12 protein-coding genes are annotated in these 22,734 nt (G+C 42.3%); 8 read left to right on the forward strand and 4 right to left on the reverse strand.

Going from position 1 to position 22,734, the window contains the following annotated elements; all coding sequences use genetic code 11:
• Nucleotides 1-42: 42 nt before the first annotated feature.
• The 8 genes from L2737_RS12195 (at nucleotide 43) to recD (ending at nucleotide 16,802) form a co-directional block, all read left to right on the forward strand.
• Entirely contained in the window at nucleotides 43-954 is a 912-nt protein-coding gene (locus tag L2737_RS12195; RefSeq protein ID WP_248955886.1) for an AAA family ATPase, read from the forward strand.
• Nucleotides 955-959: 5 nt separating this feature from the next.
• Nucleotides 960-2,036 (forward strand): DUF58 domain-containing protein, encoded by a 1,077-nt coding sequence (locus tag L2737_RS12200; protein WP_248955887.1) that lies wholly within the window; start codon nucleotides 960-962, stop codon nucleotides 2,034-2,036.
• A complete protein-coding gene (locus L2737_RS12205) occupies nucleotides 2,023-4,134 on the forward strand; it encodes a transglutaminase TgpA family protein (RefSeq protein ID WP_248955888.1) in 2,112 nt (703 codons plus the stop codon). Before L2737_RS12200 ends, L2737_RS12205 begins: the two co-directional genes overlap by 14 nt.
• A gap of 73 nt (nucleotides 4,135-4,207) precedes the next feature.
• Nucleotides 4,208-4,678 (forward strand): DUF2059 domain-containing protein, encoded by a 471-nt coding sequence (locus L2737_RS12210; RefSeq protein ID WP_248955889.1) that lies wholly within the window; start codon nucleotides 4,208-4,210, stop codon nucleotides 4,676-4,678.
• A 1,570-nt stretch (nucleotides 4,679-6,248) separates the two neighbouring features.
• A complete protein-coding gene (locus L2737_RS12215; protein ID WP_248955890.1) occupies nucleotides 6,249-6,854 on the forward strand; it encodes a class I SAM-dependent DNA methyltransferase in 606 nt (201 codons plus the stop codon).
• Nucleotides 6,855-7,153: 299 nt separating this feature from the next.
• Nucleotides 7,154-10,942, forward strand: a complete 3,789-nt coding sequence (recC, locus tag L2737_RS12220) for an exodeoxyribonuclease V subunit gamma (protein WP_248955891.1) — start codon at nucleotides 7,154-7,156, stop codon at nucleotides 10,940-10,942.
• On the forward strand, nucleotides 10,942-14,775 hold the full coding sequence (recB, locus tag L2737_RS12225) for an exodeoxyribonuclease V subunit beta (protein ID WP_248955892.1): 3,834 nt from the start codon (nucleotides 10,942-10,944) through the stop codon (nucleotides 14,773-14,775). Before recC ends, recB begins: the two co-directional genes overlap by 1 nt.
• Complete coding sequence (gene recD / locus L2737_RS12230; RefSeq protein ID WP_248955893.1) at nucleotides 14,772-16,802, forward strand: exodeoxyribonuclease V subunit alpha; 2,031 nt, start codon at nucleotides 14,772-14,774, stop codon at nucleotides 16,800-16,802. The genes recB and recD overlap by 4 nt, the downstream gene beginning before the upstream one ends.
• A gap of 116 nt (nucleotides 16,803-16,918) precedes the next feature.
• On the opposite strand, the gene L2737_RS12235 is transcribed toward recD, so the two are convergent.
• From L2737_RS12235 to acnD, 4 genes are all read right to left on the reverse strand, one after another.
• A complete protein-coding gene (locus L2737_RS12235; RefSeq protein WP_248955894.1) occupies nucleotides 16,919-17,830 on the reverse strand; it encodes a DMT family transporter in 912 nt (303 codons plus the stop codon).
• 250 nt (nucleotides 17,831-18,080) lie between these two features.
• Nucleotides 18,081-18,686 carry a LysE family translocator gene (locus tag L2737_RS12240; protein ID WP_248955895.1) on the reverse strand — a complete coding sequence of 202 codons (606 nt, stop codon included), beginning with the start codon at nucleotides 18,684-18,686 and terminating at the stop codon, nucleotides 18,081-18,083.
• A gap of 99 nt (nucleotides 18,687-18,785) precedes the next feature.
• The gene (gene prpF / locus L2737_RS12245) at nucleotides 18,786-19,991 is read right to left on the reverse strand and encodes a 2-methylaconitate cis-trans isomerase PrpF (protein ID WP_248955896.1); all 1,206 of its coding nucleotides are present in this window, start codon (nucleotides 19,989-19,991) and stop codon (nucleotides 18,786-18,788) included.
• A 124-nt stretch (nucleotides 19,992-20,115) separates the two neighbouring features.
• Nucleotides 20,116-22,725 (reverse strand): Fe/S-dependent 2-methylisocitrate dehydratase AcnD, encoded by a 2,610-nt coding sequence (gene acnD, locus L2737_RS12250; RefSeq protein ID WP_248955897.1) that lies wholly within the window; start codon nucleotides 22,723-22,725, stop codon nucleotides 20,116-20,118.
• Nucleotides 22,726-22,734 lie beyond the last annotated feature (9 nt).

Consider the following 22,734-nt stretch of genomic DNA (forward strand, 5'->3'; position numbering starts at 1 on the left):
AACAAATATGGCCAAACCATTTGTTAACTAACGGAGTCCTGAGTGCCAGCGTCAAAACTAAAACAATTATTATCGCAATTAGAAAGTGTATTACTGGGTAAACCTGAACAAATTAAACTGGCGGTTGCCTGTATTTTGGCAAAAGGTCATTTATTAATTGAAGATTTACCCGGCATGGGCAAAACCAGTTTATCGCAAGCGCTTGCCACCTCTTTAGGCATGAGTTATCAACGCATCCAGTTCACCAGTGATATGTTACCTGCCGATATTCTTGGGGTATCAATTTACCAACAGGAGCAGCAAGAATTTACTTTCCATCCTGGTCCAATTTTCAATCAGATGTTGCTAGCTGATGAAATCAATCGTGCAAGCCCTAAAACCCAAAGTGCATTGCTTGAAGCCATGGCTGAGCGCCAAATCACCTTAGACAGCACCACTCACCCATTACCAAAACCTTTCTTTGTTATCGCAACACAAAACCCTATCGAGCAATCAGGTACTTTTCCTTTACCTGAGTCGCAATTAGACCGCTTCATGATGCGTATTTCGATTGGTTACCCAAATGAGCAAGCAGAACTGGAAATGCTCAAAGGACTCACTTCACGAAATACTGCTGAGCCTTTAGCACAATGTTTTACACCCAATGAACTCATCAGCTTACAAAATCAGGTACAAAAGGTCAGTGCTTCTGATGCTGTGCTTAAATACCTTATTCATTTAGCCCAGTTCTCTCGCCAGCAAGCCGATGGTAATGGCCTGTCACCTCGAGCGAGCATTGCCTTATTGGACGCAGCTAAAGCATGGGCATTTATTCATCACCGCAATTATGTAGTGCCTGAAGATATCCAAGCGGTATTTCACTGCGTGGCTGAACACCGTATTCGCAGTAACAATCAGTTACAAGGCCAAGCCTTGTCAGATCATATTCTTGCCAGTGTTAATCCAATTAGTTAACTAGCATGAAAAAATCAGTAAAGACTGAAGCCCATTATCAGCCTAAGCCCAAATGGTATACACGCTTTATTCCCCAAAGAATTAAGCAACGTTGGGGCCGCTGGCTGAATAAGCGGATCCCTCCCAATAAACAGGTTGCTCTGACTCATAAGAGTATATTTATTTTACCCAGTGGCTTTGGCATAGCGTGGTTTATGCTTATTGGCGTGCTGTATCTTTTTGGCACTAACTATCAAAATAACTTAGTTATCGGTTTAAGCTTATTACTGGCGAGCCTGCTCCATACCTGCATTATTTACAGCTATAAAAACCTCGCAGGGTTAACTTTAACCTCGCAAACGCCACCAGAAACCCAAGCTAACCAAAGCATTGCTTTTCCTGTGACCTTAACCAGTAAAGCAAAACCAGATAACAAACATACCAGTCATCAACAAATCTGCCTTAACTTTGCAGAGCAGCGACATGTGCGCCTGACTGATATTGGTGAGTCTAGTCAATCAAGTATCACATTCACGCCTCAAGAACGCGGTCGTTTCAACCCCGGGCGCATTAAGGTGTCATCTAATTTTCCATTGGGTCTGTTTCGTACTTGGTCTTATGTTGATTTAGATATTCACCATATTATTTATGCCGAGCCAAAAACTAGCCAGGTCTCGTTAACCAGTCTCGATGACGATAACAGCAGCGAGTTTGAGCATGGGAAATTACAATCTGGCGTCGATGATTACAAAGGCTTAAAAACTTATGTAGAAGGTGAATCGTTAAAACAAGTCGCCTGGAAACAATGGGCTCAAGGTCGAGGAATGCTCACCAAAGAATTTGCTCAGCCAGAAGGAAAACCTGTGTGGTTAAGCCTGGATGATACCGATGGTAATAGCCTTGAACAAAAACTCAGCAAATTGGCATGGCAAGTTAATGTACTATCTCAAGGGCAACAAGTATTTGGTTTAGCCCTTAAGCAACAAGTGATTGAACAAAATAGTGGTGAAATACACCGCAAACAATGCCAGCAATTAATCGCCTTATATGGCAAAAAAATCACTGATGCAACGGTAGAAACAGGAGTCAATGATGAAAAGTAATGACTCATTTTCTCAAACAGCTCAGGCGAAAAATGATAAAAAGCTATTTATCGAGCAAGATAACTTTAACGAAAACATAGGCCGAAATACCCTATTTTGGTTGTTGATGACCAATGCATTAGTGCTATTTCCCCTTTACCAAGATGCCACCTTATGGAGCATTGGCATTTGCGGTATTTGTTTTGTTTGGCGTGTCGGTATTTATTTCGGCAAAGTCGCCGCACCGCCCAAATTACTGGTTACCAGTCTTGCTGTTGGCGCCGCAGCCACCTTGGCATTGGTGGCTAAAGAAATCGGCATGCTTAATGCGCTGGTTAACTTACTTTTACTTGGGTATGCACTTAAATACATAGAAATGCGTCAAATACGCGATGTAAAAGTCGTCGTGCTAGTGGGTTATTTTCTTATAGCGTTTGCCTTGCTTGAACGACAAAGCATTTTAGACACCATTCAATTGTTGTTTGTTTGTCTTGTTAATACCTGTGTACTAATCAGCGTGTATCAACATAGTAGCCGCAAAATAAACTTAAGTTTTGGATTCAAACTTTTTTTGCAAAGTTTGCCGCTGGCGTTATTACTGTTTGTGGTATTTCCAAGGCTGCCACCTTTGTGGCTTGCACCGAGCATGAAAAACGCGACAACGGGCCTTTCGGATGAAGTCTCACTGGGCGATATCAGCAAGCTAACTCGCTCTCCTAGTCTCGCATTTCGCGTCGGCTTTGATAACGAAACCAATAACACCGATAAATTACAATTAGTTCCCAATGAGCAACTATATTGGCGCGCGCTCGTGATGGAAAATTACGACGGAACAACCTGGAAGCAATCAAATTTCAGAAAGAATGAACAGCGGATTTCATATGGGCCTTTACCTAAACGTAAATTGCCACATACCATTGAGCAGTCGAATCCATATAATTACCAAGTTATCACTGAGCCAACTTATCAAAAATGGCTGTTTGGTTTAGATCAATCTTTTACCAACACAGAACAAGTGGCTGAACTTAATGACTTTCGACTGTTTTCATTACGTAATATCGACCAACGCTTTAGCTACCGCGTCACGTCTTACCCTAATAGCTCACTTGAATTGTCATTACCACCGATAGCCAAGCGGATAAATTTGACTTTACCAAAAGAAACGAACCCTAAGACACAAGCATTAGCTCAACAATTTGCCAAAGATTACCCTCTCCCACGTGATCGTATCAACGCGATGATGGGCTATTTTGCAGAGCAACCTTATTTCTATACCTTAAGTCCACCGCCTATCGGTGCTAACCAAGTGGATGATTTTCTATTTGATAACAAAGCTGGTTTTTGCTCTCATTACGCGTCCGCATTAGTGTTTATGGCGCGCTCAAGTGGCATACCAGCACGTATGGTGGCAGGTTATCAAGGCGGCGAATACAACCCTAAAGCCGGTTATTACAGTATTTACCAATATATGGCACATGCTTGGACTGAAGTCTGGTTAGAAGGACAAGGCTGGGTCCGTTTTGATCCAACTGCGATGATTGCCCCAAATCGAATTTTAGATGGCTTTGATGCCATGTTTGCTGGCCAAGATAGCTATTTACAAGACAGTCCATTTACCAGTTTACGCTTTAAAGAAATCCCTTGGCTTAACAACATCCGCTTGCAATTGGCCAGCTTAGATTTTTATTGGAGTGTTTGGGTTTTAAGCTTTGATGAAGAGCGACAGCAACAGGTATTAAGTGAGCTGTTAGGCGAAGTAAACAGCAGTAAAATTATTGTTTTAATGATTATTAGCTTTAGCATTATTGCTTTAATCATTGCCTATTTTGCTGGCGTGTTTACTGTTCGCCCAAAACAAGACCCGATCATTAAACGTTATAACCTGATTTGCACTAAGTTAGCTAAAAAAGGTTACTCACGGAACACCATGCCACCCCAAGCCTTTGCTACTTTTATGCATCACACAGTGAGTGAGCAACAACCACAATTAGCCGAAGATTTTAACAAAATGACAGAGCACTTTATTGCACTGCAATATCAGCAGTTGAGTGATAAGCAGATAGAACAACATCAAATCTTGTTTAAACGCTACTTTAGAAAGGTAAAAATGAGCTTGTGAGTTTAATTTTGGAATTCATTATGCAAACGCTTGCCATTAGATCATATATACAATTAATCCATAAGGTTATGAAATGAAAAAAGTACTAATATTACCGCTATTATTTATGACGTTTAGCGCACCAGTAATGGCCGAAGAAGCGGCAATAGACAAAATGTTCAAAGTCATGAATATGGACACTCAGATGAATGGCGGTTTCGAGGCAATGCTCCCTGTCATTGACCAAATGTCTGCCCAGTTTCAATTAAATGAAGCAGGTAAAGCAGAACTTAAACAAATCTTCCGCACTTGGTTTAATGAAGATATTGATCGCGCCAAAATAATCAATGAAATTAAAGCACTGTATTCAGAGTCTTTCACAGACGATGAACTTAAAGCTGTCACTGAGTTTTACCAAACTCCTGTTGGTCAAAAATTCTTAGAGAAATCCCCTCAGTTGATGCAATCGGGCGCACAAATTGGCATGCAAGAAGCACAATCTAAACAAACTCAACTGATGGAACGAGTTCAGCCATTTCTTGAAAAACATGGTGTTCAGCATTAATCATTTATATTCGTTTAATTGAGTAAAGCTAAAGATTAACGTCGTAGCGCTTCGCCCACACCAGACCAAAAGGGTATCAACAGCGATACCCTCTTGGAACACCCCGCTGCCCCTCCGAAAAATGCTGAAAAGCGCATGGTTTTCGATGGGGGTTGATCCCGCTTTTGACGTCGTTTGTTGCTAACTTCGGTCTTAGTCGAAAATGCTAACGCTTCCGATGGTGCATCCATTCACCGCGAAAGCTAATCTCACATCCATGTGAGCTTCACGCTATTTTCTCTGCGTCCTCAATTCAAATTGAGCCTTGAAGATTTTTTATTATCACGAATGGAGTTAAATCGAAGAGATAAAAATTTCGGTGTAAGCGCGGCAGTGACCGTCCATGACAAGGACGTCATGGCCGAGTTTTAGGGACGAACTTGCAGCGTGTCGCAGTCGTGCTTGCACAAAGGCCTGCGGCAGGCAATTGGTTAACTTAAAGCTATGGTGATCCATAACCTAACCAATACAACTATGGTAACTTGCCTATGCCCTAAAGCTGATAATTGAAAAATTAATTGTGAGTGTCACAGTTATTTTTATAAGCAGATAGAACAACATCAAATCTTGTTTAAACGCTACTTTAGGAAAGTAAAAATGGGGGTGTAGGGTTAGTTATTTAATCATATTTCAATAGCTTAATCCTATAAAACTAGTTTAAAGTCGTGGCGCTTCGCCCACACCAGACGAAAGGGAAACAACAGCATTTCCCTTCTCGACATCCCTTGCCGCCCCTACGAAATAGCTCTGGAAAGCGAGCAAGCCTCATGCTTATTCAATGGGGACATGTTTGACCGGCAGGTTCATTTGTTTAGTTAAAGCCTAAATAGAGTTTTTTAAAACTGTGAATGTTCAATTTGAATAGAGGTAAGCAAGAAAATTGCGTGAGTCTAGCCATGGCCTTTCTCGCACATCCATGTGCTTCAAGGCATTTAGTGCATCCTGCACTTAAGATTCCAGCTTGCTTTCGAGGAAAAGGGACGCCCCATTGAAAGCGTTAGTTATTTTTGAAGCTTACCGAAACAGCCTACAGACAAAGTTTAACGCTATGAATAACTCCATTGGAAGTTTCGCTTTTTAAACTAAATTGGAGTGGGTGTTCCAAGAGGGAATTGCTGTTACTTACTTTCGTCGGATTTGGGTGGAAAACCCACGATGTTAATCCAAGCAGAGTTTGGAAATAAACTAAGCCTCCAACATCAATACTCATTGACCATTTTTTGATACTCGTTTATTCAACGTCACTCTGATAGAGTACTTATAAATCATTATGTTACTTCAGTTTTCAAAAGATTTATAAAACATGTGTGTTTTGCTAAAGATATTCACGCTATACAAAGTTACACATAGCAAGAGTAGATAGAAACCTGAAGGCGATGAAACAACAAGGTGCCGAAAATATTGTAATAATATATCCATCACCAAAAGTGTCAGCTTCAAAGTTTGTCTAAGGTGAACAAGTAGCTGCTGCCGTACAACCTTTCCACTGCGTTAAGTTTTAATCCCAATTTGACTTAAAGTGAGGCCATTAATGAAACCAAAAGATATCGGCAAAGCCTATGATCAAATTACTCATCTTTGGGCTAATGAAACGTTTAATATGGCTAATGGTATTGAACAGCACAAGAAAGCCATCAGCTTTATTCAAAAGCGAGGAAACGCTTTAGACATTGGCTGCGGTTGTACTGGGCGTTTTACTGAGTTGCTAAAAAATGAAGGCTTCACAGCTTCTGGGTTAGATGTTTCAACTGAAATGCTTAATATTGCGCGTGAAAAACAACCTGATATAGACTTTATGCAGGCTGATATTTGTGAGTGTGAGTTACCAGAGAAGTACGATTTTATCACTGCATGGGACAGCATTTGGCATATCCCATTAACTGAACAACGTAACGTACTCACTAAAATAGTAAAGATGCTCAATATTGGTGGTGTATTTATATTTTCGTTTGGTGGTGTAGAAAAAGAAGGTTGTCATACTGATAACAATATGGGGCCTACAGTCTATTATTCGTCTCTTGGTACTAATGGTTTTTTATCATTATTGATTGAACTTGGTTGCACGATTAAACATGTAGAGTTTGACCAATACCCTGAAGTTCATACGTATCTTATTGTAGAAAAAACCGAACTATAAGCTATAGCAGCATAGTTAGTAGTGAGGGAGAAGTTAACTTTATTTTGTTCTCATATGGATGACCCATGTTCTAATGAACCACGCTCTAATGAATCATGACCTAATGAATCATGCCCAATATAGACACCTGAAAGTCACTTTCATATGGTGAACACAGCTTATTATTCCGATTAACATGAATCACCACACAACAATATTTGCTTGCTATTTTAGCGTTTAAACTCACTATCTAATAAAAGCCTTTCAAACCTAATAACAACCTCTTAGAATGGTTTTTATCATCAGTTGCCGAGTCAGTAATGCTTAGATTAATTCAATCGAATCAGATGGAAGTTTTGTCTGAACAGCTTTCCAAGATGTTAGCCATTCCTCTTGATAATGCTAACTTACTGGCCAACGAACATGTGTTAGTTCAAAGCCCGGGGATGTCGACTTGGCTGCGTTTAGAAGTGGCAAAATACAATGGTATCGCTGCTGCTCTTTCGTTCCCTTTACCGTCCAGTTTTACTTGGCAGTTATGCCATGAACTCTTACCTAACGTCCCTAAAGACAATGCTTTTACCAAAGCGGCAATGACGTGGAAGTTAATGGATTTATTGCCAAGATTATTAACTGATGAAGATTTTGCACCACTACAAGCTTACCTAACACCCGAAGTCACAAACACAGCTTCAAATGTAAGTGATATTAAAAGTGCTGATTTAAGCTCTAACACAAATGAATCCATCCCTAGCAGCAACAGTTTGACTAGACTTGCTAATCAACATCAACGGCATTTTGATGCGATGAAGCTGTATCAACTTTGTGGCCGCATTGCCGATATTTTTGACCAATACTTAGTTTATCGTCCGAGCTGGATTTTAGGTTGGGAAAGTAACGAGCAGCCAATCAAGCTTGAACAAAATCAGCTATGGCAGCCCAAATTGTGGCGTGCGCTAATCGAATATAACCAAGTTGAAATTAACGGCAGTCATTATCACCGCGCCAACTTGCATCAAGAATTAATTAATGCGCTCAAACAGCCGCACACCGTTATCAGTTCTTTGCCTGAACGCTTATTCGTTTTTGGCATATCATCAATGCCGCCGCAAACTCTTGAGGTGCTTTATCACCTTGCTGAGCGCATTGAAGTCATTATGTTTTCCCTTAGCCCCTGTCAGCATTACTGGGGCGATATTGTTGACCCTAAAGCTCGAGCACGAATGGCGCTGCAATATGCCGATAAAAAGCAACTCGGTGAGTCATGGGAAGATAAGCTCGAAGTCGGTAACCCGATTTTAGCCAATAACGGTAAAATGGGCCGCGAGCTGTTAGATTTAATGCTCGAGTTACCCGCTGAACATACTGACTTTAGTTACGATTGCTACATCGAACCTGAACAATCCGCCGATGAGCTAAACCTGTTGCAAGGATTACAATTTGATATCTTGCAAATGGAAACGTTAGGTCAACCATTAGGGCCTGATGCGCACTTTTATCAAAATACTCAAGCAAGAAGAAGCTTACTGCCAACGGATGATTCAATCACTTTACGCAGCTGTCATAGTCCGCTGCGCGAAATTGAAACCTTACACGATCACTTATTAGCATTGCTGTCCAATGAACAGCAATCAGCGGGCCTGCTACCTAAAGATATCGTAGTAATGATGCCTGATGTTGCCGCTTATGCACCGTATATTGATGCGGTATTTGGCACCAGTAACAGCCAATCACACCAGCAGCAAGGTAATTATTATATCCCTTACGCCATTGCTGATAGAGGCGCTGCGCAAGAGTCGCCACTCATCAACAGTTTCTTAAATTTATTGGATATAAATCAAAGCCGTTTTGGTTTAACCGATATTTTAAGCATTCTTGAAGTCCCTGCTATTTTACGCAAATTCCAGTTAGATGATGATGGCCTTCAGCTTATTAGGCGCTGGTTAGATGATGCCAATGTTCGTTGGGGGCGAGATGAACACACCCGATTGCAACAAGGTGTGCCTGGGTTTAAGCAAAACTCATGGGCATTTGGGATCAGTCGCCTTATTCAAGGATATGCTTTTAATGATGAATCTTCGATTTATCATGACACCCTGCTCGTCAAAGGCGTTGAAGGACAATCGGCGCAAACATTAGGTCACTTGCTCAACTTTTTAGAGTTCATTGATGACTATCAGCAGCAACTTGCCAGCACTTGCCCAACGCTTGAGCGCATCGAACAGTTATATCAATTATTAGAGGTATTTTTTGAAGCTGACGATGATGAGCGTGAACAAGTACAAACCATCCGTGAAGCGTTAACAGCGTTAAAAGAAGAACTTGAAGGTGCGGGTCATCAAGGCGAACTCGACATTGAAGTGCTTAAGCAATGGTTTAATCAACGCTTAAATGAATCCCGCGTGGGGCAGCGCTACCTTGCAGGTAGTGTTAACTTTTGTACTCTGATGCCAATGCGCTCTATTCCCTTTAAAGTCGTTTGCTTACTGGGGATGAATGATGGCGTTTACCCACGAGTTCAACACCCTGTAGGGTTTGATTTAATGGCCCACAATGGTGCCATTAAAGGCGACCGTTCAAGACGTTTAGATGACCGTTACTTATTTTTAGAAGCCCTGCTTTCTGCAAGGCAACAATTATACGTCAGCTATATCGGTCATTCTGAACGTGATAATGCTGAGCGTATTCCGTCGATGTTAGTCTCTGAGCTGATTGAGTATTATCAACTGTGTTATTTTGCCGACTATTGCTTTAATAGCTGTAATATAAGCAATAGCGATTTAAACAATAGCCATTTAAACAAAAACACAACACGCGAAAACATATCCAATGAAGCTGCAGATCAAGCCATTATTGATCATTTAATTATCCAGCAACCGCTGCAACCATTCGATGTGAAACTATTTCAGCCCGAGGTGTCTCACTCACCGTCGCAGCAACAATCTATTTTACAACAGAGCTTTAGCCACCAATGGTGTCCGCCTAAGTTTAATGACCCGCTAACAGCACAATGGCAGTCCACATTTATTAACGCATCGCAGCCTATTGCTATAGATTTACAATCAGAGTTAACTGATGCAGCAAAAGATCATCAACATACTCTTGAGTTATCTGCATTACTGCGATTCTTTAGAAGCCCTGCGCAATTCTTTTTAAACCGAAGCCTAAAAGTGGATTTTAATCTGCGTATTCAAGCTGATGATAATGATGAACCTTTTGGCTTAGATTCACTTGAGCGTTATAAACTGCAATCAGCCTTATTAGATAGCGCTATTTCAAACCAACTTGAGCATGCTGATATGGAGTTTGTTGCCAAACTAAAAGTCAGCGGCTCACTCCCCATGAAGCCATTTGATGATTTACTCCTCAACCAATATCAAAAAGATATTGCTCCTCTTATTGGCAGAGTATTGTATTTAACTGGAGAAGCGCAAAAGACTTCCGAACTAGATGTTGATCTTAGGTTTGATGACATCTGTTTCAGTAGCAGTAATTTTAACAACAGTACTCTTAACAGCAGCATTACTCGACAAACCATTGCAGTCAATTTGGTTGGTCGAATTGATGACATTTACGCGAAAGGCCAAGTCAATTATCGCCCAGGTACAGCCCATGGCCGAGACTTTTTACGCGTCTATTTACGCCATTTATGCTTAAACGCATCAGGAGTAGAGAAAAACAGTTACCTGCTGGATATCGGTCATTTTCATGCTTTCACAGCGATAAAACCAGAGGCAGCGCAGCAATTACTGCAACAATTTGTTCAGGGCTATTTTAATGGCCAAGCGCAGCCATTGTGCTTTATGCCGCGCACCGCACTCGCCTATGTTGAAGCTGAAGGTTCACATTCAGAAAAACTCCATGAAGCGCAAAGCCAGTGGCTTGACGAGCAGACAGAGTTTGGTGAAGGAAACGATCCGCATAACAAACGCTTATTTAATTTCCCGAATGACTTTACGGAACAAGGATTTGGTGACACAGCCATGCAATTACTTAAGCCAATGCTGAGCGTATATCACAAAGGCACCTTGGCTGATTTAGACGAGTACATCAATGAAACAACATCGGTGAATAATATCGATGCTATCAGTACAGAGGGGCAAGCATAATGACCAAGGTCACTACACTCAACCCCCTCACCTTACCATTCACTGGCAGCAGCTTAATTGAAGCCAGTGCCGGTACAGGTAAAACCTATACCATTTCGGGTTTATATTTACGTCTATTACTGGGTGGTAAAGACGGAGAAATCGAAAGAGCGCCATTAACCTGCGAGCAAATCTTAGTGGTGACCTTTACCAATGCCGCCACAGAAGAGCTGCGCGATAGGATAAGAAAACGTATCCAGGTTGCGTTTAAGTGTTTTATTGGGCTTGATACTGATGATGAATTTGTCTCTCAGCTTTACCAGCAAATACCAGAGTCAGAACGCTCAATAGCCCTAAGACGATTAGATTTAGCATTAAAATCATTAGATGAAGCCGCTATTTTCACCATTCATGGTTTTTGTCAGCGGATATTATCTGACATGGCATTCGAGTCATCATTGCTATTTGAATCAGAATTTACTCTCGATGACAGCGAGTTTTTACACCATGCAGTAAGAGATTTTTGGCGTGAAACCTGTTATCCATTGCCAGCGGTCTTAGCCCAAGTCATCGCCAATGAGTTTGGTAGCCCTGATGAGTTAGCTAAACAATTAAGGCAGCTATTAGGCGCAACTCAGGCTAAAACACCGTTTATTGCTAAAGACTTTAATCAACTGACTGACGAACTCACCCAAAGCTTGTCACGCTTTAAAATGCGCTGGGCAGCAGACAGTGAAGCAGAATTAACGCTGCTGCACAGTTTGCCGCTAAATGGCGCCCGCTTTGGCAAAAAAGCTGATGAATACCCGAAGCTTGCGGCTATGTTTGATAATTTGACGAACTGGGTTAGCTCAGGTACTGGGTTACCGCCAGTAAAAACACTTGAAATGCTGGCGTTATCAGGGTTAAAACTGAATAAAGGTGGCACAGTTCCTACGCCACAAGAAGCGCCTCTATTGGATCACATTGAGCGCTTATTTGATCTCATTAGCCAAATAAAACCGGCATTCTTGGTGCGCGCAAAAGACGGGATTAAACTGCGATTCGCGCTGCAAAAAGCTCAACGTAATTTAATGACCCCAGATGACTTGCTGATCACTTTAGCAGGCGCGCTAAACTCAACTGATACTGATACTGAAACTGATACTGATACTAGCCAATCACAAGAGCAGTTAATTTCAAAACAGCTCGCTAATGCGATTGCTGCGCGTTTTCCTGTTGCGTTAATCGATGAATTCCAAGATACCGACCCACTACAGTTCGCTATTTTCTCGGCAATTTATCAACAACAAGCACAGTGGGATAAACTCAGCTTATTAATGATTGGCGATCCTAAACAAGCAATTTATGCCTTTCGCGGCGCTGATATTCACACTTATATTCAGGCCCGAAAACAAACCAAGGCGCACTATAACCTCGAAACAAACTACCGCTCATCGACTGCGTTAGTGAATGGGGTAAACCAATTATTTAGCCAACACGATGACCCATTTATCAGTGATGCGATCCCTTATGACGTGGTCAATACGCCTAAAAGCGCTGATAGTAAAATCCTCAATGAAGCCACAGAAAATAGCGCAGCCTTACGAATAAAGTTACTGGCAGAAGATGACTCTGGCCTCAACAAAGCCACAGGCCGTAAAATACTGGCTGCCGATGCCGCCAGTGAGATCAAACGTCTATTAACTGAGTCGCAAAATGGCCAGTGCTACATGGCAAGTAAATCAAACACTCAAACGGGTAAGCCACTTATCGCCAAAGACATCGCCATTTTGGTTCGTGACCGTAATGAAGCTGCGGTAATGAAACAAGCCTTGAGCGAGCGACAAATTGGCGCAGTATTTTTGAGCCGAGATAGTGTATTTAAAACCCAAGAAGCGTTTGAAATTGCGATCATTTTACGAGCCTTAGCCAATCCTAAAGATGAACGTTGTTTACGCTCCGCTATGGCTACAGAACTTATGGGCTATAGCGCACAGCAAATCCATCAGTTCAATCAAGATGAAGAGCAGCGCCAAGACTTATTAGATAAATTTGCTCAGTGGCACCAACTGTGGAATCGCCATGGCATTATGCCGTCGCTACTATCTCTTGCCAGTGAAACAGAATTGATTAAGCGATTTTTAGCTAAAGGCGATCTCAGTACATCGACGTCAAAACTAACATCAGCTTCAACAGATGAGACAAGTGCCACCGAGAGCGGAGAGCGCCGGTTAACCGATTTCCGTCATTTATCTGAATTATTGCAGCAAAAAGCCACTGAACTCGATGGCAGCAGTGCATTAATTAATTGGTTTGAGCAACAGCTTATTGATGGCCAAGGTAGTGATGAGCAGCAACTTAGGCTTGAAAGCGAACAAAACCTTGTGCAAATCGTCACGATTCATAAGAGTAAAGGCCTTGAATACCCTGTGTGTTTTGTGCCTTTCATTAGTTTAGCCCGTGACAATCGTCGCAAGCCAACGCCAATGCTGTATCACCAAAACGATGAGCTCATATGGGATGTTGAAGCCAGTAAGGAAGGTTGGGAGCAATATAAACAGGAAAATCTTGCTGAAGATTTACGCCTTTTATATGTGGCACTCACCCGTCCTGTTTATGTGTGTTACCTATATATTGCCAACCATAGCCGTATGCTAAAAGCGGGCATCAGCAGTCAGTTATTTGAAACCGCTATCGGTTATTTACTGGGTATTACCACTAAAGAGTGCGATTTTGAGCAGCTTAAATTGGCTGCAACAAAGCTTACTAACGATAAACACGGTCATCCTGTCGATGCGATTAGCATCAGTGAAATCGATGCGATTGATGATTCAGCATTATTGAGCGTAGAAAACAACGACCAGGAACCACTACCAAAAACCTTAAGCCGTGATTACCAAACACCATGGCGAGTAGGCAGTTACTCAGGGCTTGTGAAAAATTTAGCCCATGAAAAAGTCGCTCCTGGCGCCGATGACGAAGATTTCAGCCAAGAAATTCAAGCGCAATTCGAACCCAGCAGTGATATCAACCCCTTTGATACTGAAGCCGCTGAAAACGCAATTAACCGTTTCACTTTCGAGCGTGGCGCCAATGCCGGTAGCTTTATGCATTTAGTATTGGAGTTATTTGATTTCACTCAGGCAGATAGCGAATTGCCTGAAGCGTTAGCCAAAGCGATGGACCAATATGGTTTTGACAAAGAAGTTTGGACCGAGACTTTAACCCACTGGTACCAACAAATTTTGCACACACCGCTATTAACCGGTTATCAGCAGTGCGACCAGCAATTACTTAACTCAAGCGGCATACCGTTAACCTTGAGTGAATTAACGGAAAAACAAAAGCTGGTGGAGATGGAGTTTTATCTTCCCATTAGCCAATTAAAATCTGAGCAATTGAATCAATTACTCAGTCAATACGGCTATGATGCTGGGCTAGAGTTTGATGAATTACAGGGTATGCTGAAGGGATTTATCGATTTAACCTTTGAATTTAACGGCCAATTTTATATTGCCGATTATAAGTCTAACCATTTAGGCGATGACTATTCAGATTACAACATGGAAGCCATGGGCAATGCCATTAGCAGTCACCGTTATAACCTGCAATATATCTTGTATACCCTAGCGCTGCATCGATACTTGTCTCTACGTATGCCACATTACCAATACCAACAACATATTGGTGGCAGCTTTTACTTGTTCTTGCGTGGTATGAGCCCGCAAACACCACAATCTGGGGTATTTTTCGACAAACCGCCGCAAGCATTAATTGAGCAATTGGATATATTATTTAGTCAATCGAATGAGGCATCAGCTGCAGTGAGTCGCACGCCTTTGAATAATACGACAGTGGAGTCAACATCATGAGTCAATTACTCCAGCTGCAAGCGGCCATACATCAGCTACTAAAGCATTGGCAGCAACAAGGGCTTATTACCCCACTTGATCGCCATTTCGCTTTAGAAATGGCCAAGATACAGTCCAGTAAAAGTGATGAGTTTTTATTGTTCATCTGCACCCTACTAAGTCAGCAGTTATCCAGTCAGCACAGCTGTTTGGTCATCAGTGGGATAGATTTAGCTAATCCGTTTTGTGAGCAACAAGCCCTATGTAAGCTCAACGTCGATCATCAGCAGTTAACTGACTCAATTACCAAATTAGATTGTGTGGGAGAGCCTAGTGAAAATACTCCGATGATTTTCGAACATGGCCGTTTATACCTAAACAAGTATTATCATTTCGAAACCGAAGTGGCGAGTCGCTTAAATCAGATGGCGAATATTGACTTAACTGTCGATACCAATCTGTTACCCGCTTACCTTAACGACTTATTTGATGAGGCTAAGCCAGCTTCATCACAAACCATTAATTGGCAAAAAGTGGCTACTGCAACGGCATTAACCAAAGCCCTAGCGGTGATTACCGGTGGCCCCGGTACTGGTAAAACGACCACAGTCACTAAACTATTATTATTGCTACTCACCCAGTCTGAACTCAGCATAAAGTTAGTCGCCCCAACCGGCAAAGCAGCGGCGCGATTAAGTGAGTCAATCAAAGCCTCTAAAGCCCGTTTGTTTACCCAAGTGAGTCAAACAGGTAAGCCAGAACTTCTCAAGGCGCTCAAAAATATCCCTGAAGAAGCTGCGACTTTACACCGATTACTTGGGGTTATTCCAAACTCCCATGCTTTTCGCCATAACAAAGACAACCCGTTACGATTAGATTTATTGGTGGTCGATGAAGCCTCAATGGTCGATTTACCCATGATGCATAAACTGCTCAATGCCTTACCCAGTCAAACAAGGTTGATATTGCTAGGCGATCAAGACCAGCTCGCTTCAGTTGAAGCTGGCGCAGTCTTAGCCGATATCTGCTCTGGGCTTGCAAATACGGACTCATCGTCTGTGCAGCCGTGGAAAATGCGCTATTCCGCTAAACAAGCTGATTTACTTGAGCAACTCACAGGTGAAGCAACCAGCGAGTTTATTCATCAATCGCCCATGATTGGTGACAACCTGTGTATGTTAATGCACAGTCACCGCTTTAAAGGTGATGCAGGGATTGGCTTATTAGCTAGTTCAGTAAACTATGTCGATATTCAAGGAGTCCGCCGAGAATGGCAGCATGGCCATCAAGAACTTACTTGGATTGAGCATCAAGCTGAAGGTCAAAGCTTGCCGTTAATGCAACTTTCGGTGGCAGCTTACAGTGAATATCTGCAGATGATCCTCGATAATCAGCATGTTTATGAACAAGCTAAACTGCTCAATGGTGAACAAGGTCATGAGCTAGGTTCCGTACAAGACAGTGATTACAATTCCCAGCGTCATCAGGCTGCAGATATTATCGAAAGCTTTAACAAATTCCGGATTTTGTGCGCCATGCGATCAGGTGAATTTGGCGTTGATGGTATTAACCTCGCCATCACCAATGTGCTTAAGCAAAATCATTGGATTAAGCCTAACCAGGAGTTTTATCTTGGCCGTCCAATCATTATCCAAAGTAACGATTACAACTTAGGATTATTTAATGGCGATATTGGTTTGATTTTGCAGGACGAACAAAAACCTGAACGGCTCATGGCTTATTTTGTCAAAGCAGATGGTAGCTTATTGAAAGTACAACCCGCGCGATTACCCCATCACGACAGTTGTTTTGCGATGACCGTACATAAAAGCCAAGGCAGTGAATTTGAACAAGTGGCGTTTGTGCTGCCGCAAAAGCCCAGTAATGCGCAATGGCAACTGCTGACTAAAGAGCTGGTGTATACAGCAATTACCCGTGCTAAAGAACACTTTATCTGCTTAGGCTCGCCTTATGTATTTGAACGCGCCTGTAAACAAGTGACCTCACGAGCATCAGGGTTGGCGCTGAGGTTATGGGGCAAGTCATAAACAGAACGAACAGGTTTTAAGAATATAATCGAAACTTAAGATATCAGTTTAGGATGTAAGATTTAGTATTGAAAAATAAATCCTAAGCTATTCAGCTAAGGCCGCTGTTAGCGGCTTTACTTTTTACTCTGACTCTTCCCCAGCACTACCATTAACATCCCCGTCAACACCACAATCGATGCAATCATTAAACGGCTAGTTAGGGTTTCAGCAACAAATATCACCCCGCCAAAAGCGGCAATAACGGGTACAGAAAGTTGCACGACGGCAGCTTTAGTGGCGCTAAGTCCATTAAGCGCGACATACCAAATACTGTAACCCATTGCAGAGGTCACGCTGCCCGCGATAATCGCTAGCCATACACCTTTGTCACTTAATTCAAGCTGCCCTAAACTGACTAGAAATAATACCAGAACTAAAGGTATAGACCTGACGAAATTGGCACATGTATCGCGTAGCGGCTGAGTTGTTTGTTTACCTTTTAGGGTATAAACACCCCAAGCAATTCCTGAAATGGTCATAAATAATAAACCATCCATCGAAGGTGAATTGATATCGGGAACAACTAAATACACAAACCCTACAAATGCCGTAATAACCCCAAGCCATTCAATCAGCTTGAGCCGCACTCCCTTAATGATTGCAAGCAGGATCATGGTTAATTGAACTGAGGCAAACAAAATCAATGCCCCTGTGGCGGTATCAAGTAGTGTGTAGGCATATGAAAAGCTGGCAGCGTAAACAAACAGCATCACACCACCTAACCAACTCCCAGCTGATTGATGTTGCTTTAGCATTAACTGTTGCTGCTTAATTAAAGATTGTTGATTATTCTTGCCCGTAACTTGAGCATCTGGATATCGAGGTTTTGTTAAAACTCCATTGATTTTTAAAATCAGTAATAAGGTTAATGCTCCAGATAATAAACGTATAACCGTAAAGCTCACCCAGTCAATGCTACCATCGCCCAGTGCTAAACGGCACAAAACAGAGTTCGCCGCAAAAGCTATCAATGCCAATATTGTCATCGATAAGGTTTTTACATTGGATTGTTGAATAAGGTAAACCTTCTAAATATTAATGGATGATTGTTGTGACTGATTGCAATAACTCGCTGCACTTACTTATATGCACTTACTTAGTTTCACTTACTTAGTTTCACTTACTTAGATGCAATGGCTGAGTGAAAGCTCGACTTATATTAAACAAGATAACTTGAATCCCCCCAATCCACATAATGTCCTGTCGTCATAAGTTGTGACAAATCGTGATAACGGGTTAACTTTGCAAGCTAAACACCAAAGAAACTAACACAGTAATGACTAATAAGATCGCAAACACTAATCGAATAGCTTTAGCATGCTTTGGCGAAGAAAAAGCTGGCTTTAATAAGCTGCCAAACACCAACCAAAGACTATCGACCAATGCTGCAACAACAATGCATATTACTGCTGTCATCAAATAACTGGTCGAAGAAGATGAAAGCGGTAGTAGAAACTGAGAGAAAATCGCGATAAAAGCGGCATAGGCTTTAGGGTTAAGTATATTCAACACTAAGCCATCTCTAAATTTAGGTGCTGACTGTTCTGTAATGTTTGGCACTACTGAAGCTGTGGCAATTTTAAAGGCAATATAAACCATATACAGCGAAGCAATAATTTGACAGATAATTCTAAAGTTTGGATAAGAAGTAAATAAGGCTGACAAGCCAAGTACCGTAGCCAGGATAACCAACAATAATCCTGACAATATGCCACACAAAAATGGCAGGCCTTGTTTAACACCAAATGTAGCCCCTATTGCAGCGAGCGCAATGGGCACAGGGCCTGGTGAGCCTAATAATAAGCTTGTGGCAATAACTAACGTCATTAAGGGTTCGAGCAAAATAACATTCCCTATAAAAAAGGCTTATAACGTTATCGTTATAAGCCTTGAAAAATCGATATTTAAAATTGTCTCTGATGATTAGGCCACTTTAAATAATTAAAAGCTATCGCCCGGAACTCTAACCCAGCCTTCCATTAATACTCTTGCACTGCGACTCATACTGGCCTTGTTAACTTGCCAGTTGCCATCAGTTAATGTCGCTTCTGCGCCCACTTTAAGTGTGCCAGAAGGATGACCAAATATCACTTGAGTGCGAGACGTGCCACCAGCAGCTAAATTTACCAATGAACCTTTAACTGCAGCGGCTGTGCCAATTGCCACAGCCGCCGTCCCCATCATCGCATGATGCAGTTTACCCATAGATAACGCTCTCACTTGCAAATCGATATCAGTGCGAGCAATGGCTTTACCACTTGATGATGTGTAATCACTGGGGACAGATACAAATGCAATTTTCGGCGTATGTTGACGGGCTCTAGCCTCATCGATGTGCTCAATTAACCCCATTTTTACAGCGCCATGAGCACGTAACATTTCAAAAAAAGCTAATGCATTTTCATCATTGTTAATGTCATCTTGCAGCTCATGACCCTGGTAGCCAATATCAGTAGCGTTGACAAAAATGGTAGGAATACCCGCATTGATCATTGTCGCCTTTACCGATGAAATACCTTTAGCTTTAAACTCAGGGGTAGATTGTGGCAGAATCAACTCATCAACCACATTACCAGTTGGAAACATAGCAGCATTCGCATCTGCTGGCGCCATGAACTCAACTAAGACTTCAGCAGCTGGAAATGTCACCCCATCAAGTTCAAAATCACCGGTTTCTTGCACTTCACCATTCACAATTGGCACATGGGCGATAATGGTTTTATTAATGTTGGCTTGCCAAATACGAACGACAGCAATGCCATTTTGCGGAATACGGCTCGTATCCACTAAACCATTTGAAATGGCAAATGAGCCCACTGCAGCCGTTAAATTACCGCAGTTACCACTCCAATCAACAAAGGGTTTATCAATCGCCACTTGGCCAAATAGATAGTCAACATCATGATCAGCTTGAGTACTTTTAGATAAAATAACCGTTTTACTGGTACTTGAGGTTGCCCCGCCCATACCATCAGTTTGCTTGCCATAAGGGTCTGGGCTACCAATCACTCTTAGCAATAACGCATCTCGCGCCGCGCCCGCAATTTGAGCGGTTTCAGGTAAATCAGTTAACTTGAAAAACACCCCTTTACTGGTGCCGCCACGCATATAGGTTGCAGGGATTTTTATTTGTGGAATATGAGACATATTATTTCCTAGACTATCGATAAGAACCGACAAAATCGGTAAAAACCGATACAAAATCAATACGAAAAGGCCGACGCTTAAATTACTAAAGCGCCGCCTTATGTTATGAATTCAACACCAATAATTAATGGTTCGCTTCTAAAAAGTCTTGAGCAAAGCGCTGTAAAATGCCGCCCGCTTCATAAACCGACAACTCCTCAGCAGTATCTAAACGACACTTCACCGTCACTTCAGTCTGTGAACCATCACGGCGATGGATAACTAACGTCATCATTGCACCAGGCGTGCGCTCGCCAATAATATCGAAAGTTTCAGTGCCATCAATTTGATAAGTTTGACGCGTTTCACCATTAATAAATTCAACCGGTAACACGCCCATTCCCACAAGGTTTGTACGGTGAATACGCTCAAAGCCTTCAGCGACAATCACTTCAACGCCCGCTAAGCGAACCCCTTTGGCTGCCCAGTCACGACTTGAACCTTGGCCGTAATCTTTACCAGCAATAATCACCAATGGCTGTTTACGTTCCATATAGGTTTCAATTGCTTCCCACATGCGGCTTTCTTGCCCTTCTGGCTCAATGCGAGCATAAGAGCCTTGTTTGGTTTGGCCGTTGTGTTGCACCATTTCATTAAGCAATTTCGGGTTGGCAAACGTCGCACGTTGAGCGGTTAAATGATCGCCTCGATGGGTCGCATAAGAGTTAAAGTCTTCTTCTGGCAAGCCCATTTTATCAAGGTAAGCACCGGCGGCACTATCAAGCATAATCGCGTTTGATGGTGATAAATGATCGGTAGTGATGTTGTCACCTAATACCGCTAATGGACGCATGCCTTTCATGGTGCGCTCACCCGCTAATGCGCCTTCCCAATAAGGAGGGCGACGGATATATGTGCTCTGAGGACGCCAATCATACTGTGGATCAATCTTTGCTGAAGAGCCATCTTGTAAAGAGCCATAGTCCACTTTTATATCAAACATAGGCTCATACACTTTGCGAAATTGCTCAGGTTTAACGCTTTGAGCTATCACTGCATCGATTTCAGCATCAGATGGCCACAAATCTTTTAAGCGAATGTCATTACCCTCATTATCTTGACCAAGCACATCTTTTTCAATATCAAAACGAATGGTGCCAGCAATAGCATAGGCAACAACCAGTGGCGGTGATGCTAAAAACGCTTGTTTAGCGTAAGGGTGAATACGACCATCAAAATTTCGGTTACCCGATAACACTGCAGTGGTGTATAAGTCGCGTTCAATCACTTCTTTTTGAATAACTGGATCAAGTGCGCCACTCATACCATTACAAGTGGTACAGGCAAAACCGACAATACCAAAGCCTAGGGCTTCAAGTTCAGTTAATAAGTTGGCATCTTCAAGATAGAGCTGAACCGCTTTAGATCCTGGCGCCAGTGACGTTTTAACCCAAGGTTTACGAGTCAGGCCTTTAGCATTAGCGTTACGGGCTAATAAACCAGCAGCAATGACATTGCGTGGGTTTGAAGTATTAGTACAACTGGTAATAGCGGCAATAATACAAGCGCCATCAGGCATCAAACCCGCTTCGTTTTCAACTTTGCCACTAATCCCTTGCTTAGCCAAATCACTCGTAGACACACGGCGATGCGGGTTAGAAGGTCCTGCGATATTGCGGCCAACGCTTGATAAATCAAAACGTAAAACACGCTCGTATTCAGCATTTTCTAGTGAGTCTGCCCATAAACCATTGGCTTTAGCATAGGTTTCCACCAATTTAACTTGGCTATCTTCACGACCTGTTAATGTCAGATAGTCTAAGGTTTTGTCATCGATGTAGAACATCGCTGCAGTCGCACCAAATTCTGGGGTCATGTTTGAAATTGTTGCACGATCGCCCAATGTCAGATTAGCAGCACCTTCACCGTAAAACTCAAGATAAGTTGAAACCACTTTTTGTTCACGTAAAAACTCAGTGATAGCTAACACGATATCGGTGGCGGTTATGCCAGCTTGGCGTTTGCCAACTAACTCAACGCCAACGATATCAGGCAGACGCATCCATGATGGACGGCCAAGCATTACGCTTTCAGCTTCTAATCCACCGACACCGATTGCAATGACACCAAGTGCATCTACATGTGGTGTATGACTGTCGGTACCCACTAAGGTATCAGGAAATGCCACGCCTTCACGTGCTTGTATCACTGGTGACATTTTCTCAAGATTGATTTGATGCATGATGCCGTTACCCGGCTGGATCACATCAATGTTTTCAAACGCCGCCTTAGTCCAATTAATAAAATGGAAACGGTCATCGTTACGTCTATCTTCAATGGCGCGGTTTTTCTCAAAAGCATCTTTCTCAAAACCTGCGTGTTCCACTGCCAAAGAGTGATCGACAATAAGTTGGGTTGGTACTACAGGGTTAACTTTTGCAGGATCCCCACCTTTTTTTGCAATCGCATCACGTAGACCGGCTAAATCGACTAACGCAGTTTGGCCTAAAATATCATGACAGACCACACGTGCAGGATACCAAGGAAAATCTAAATCGCGTTTGCGATGAATAATTTGTTTGAGTGAATCAGTAAGTGTTTCAGGTGAGCAGCGACGTACTAAATTCTCGGCATAAACACGAGAAGTATAAGGCAGTTTTTCAAAAGCCCCTGGCTCAATATCGTTGATTGCAGCTTGTGTATCAAAGTAATCAAGCGAGGAACCTGCAAGCGGTTTTCTATAGTTAGCGTTCATAACTACATC

The sequence above is a fragment of the Shewanella electrodiphila genome (assembly GCF_023283985.1).
Classification (GTDB): domain Bacteria; phylum Pseudomonadota; class Gammaproteobacteria; order Enterobacterales; family Shewanellaceae; genus Shewanella; species Shewanella electrodiphila.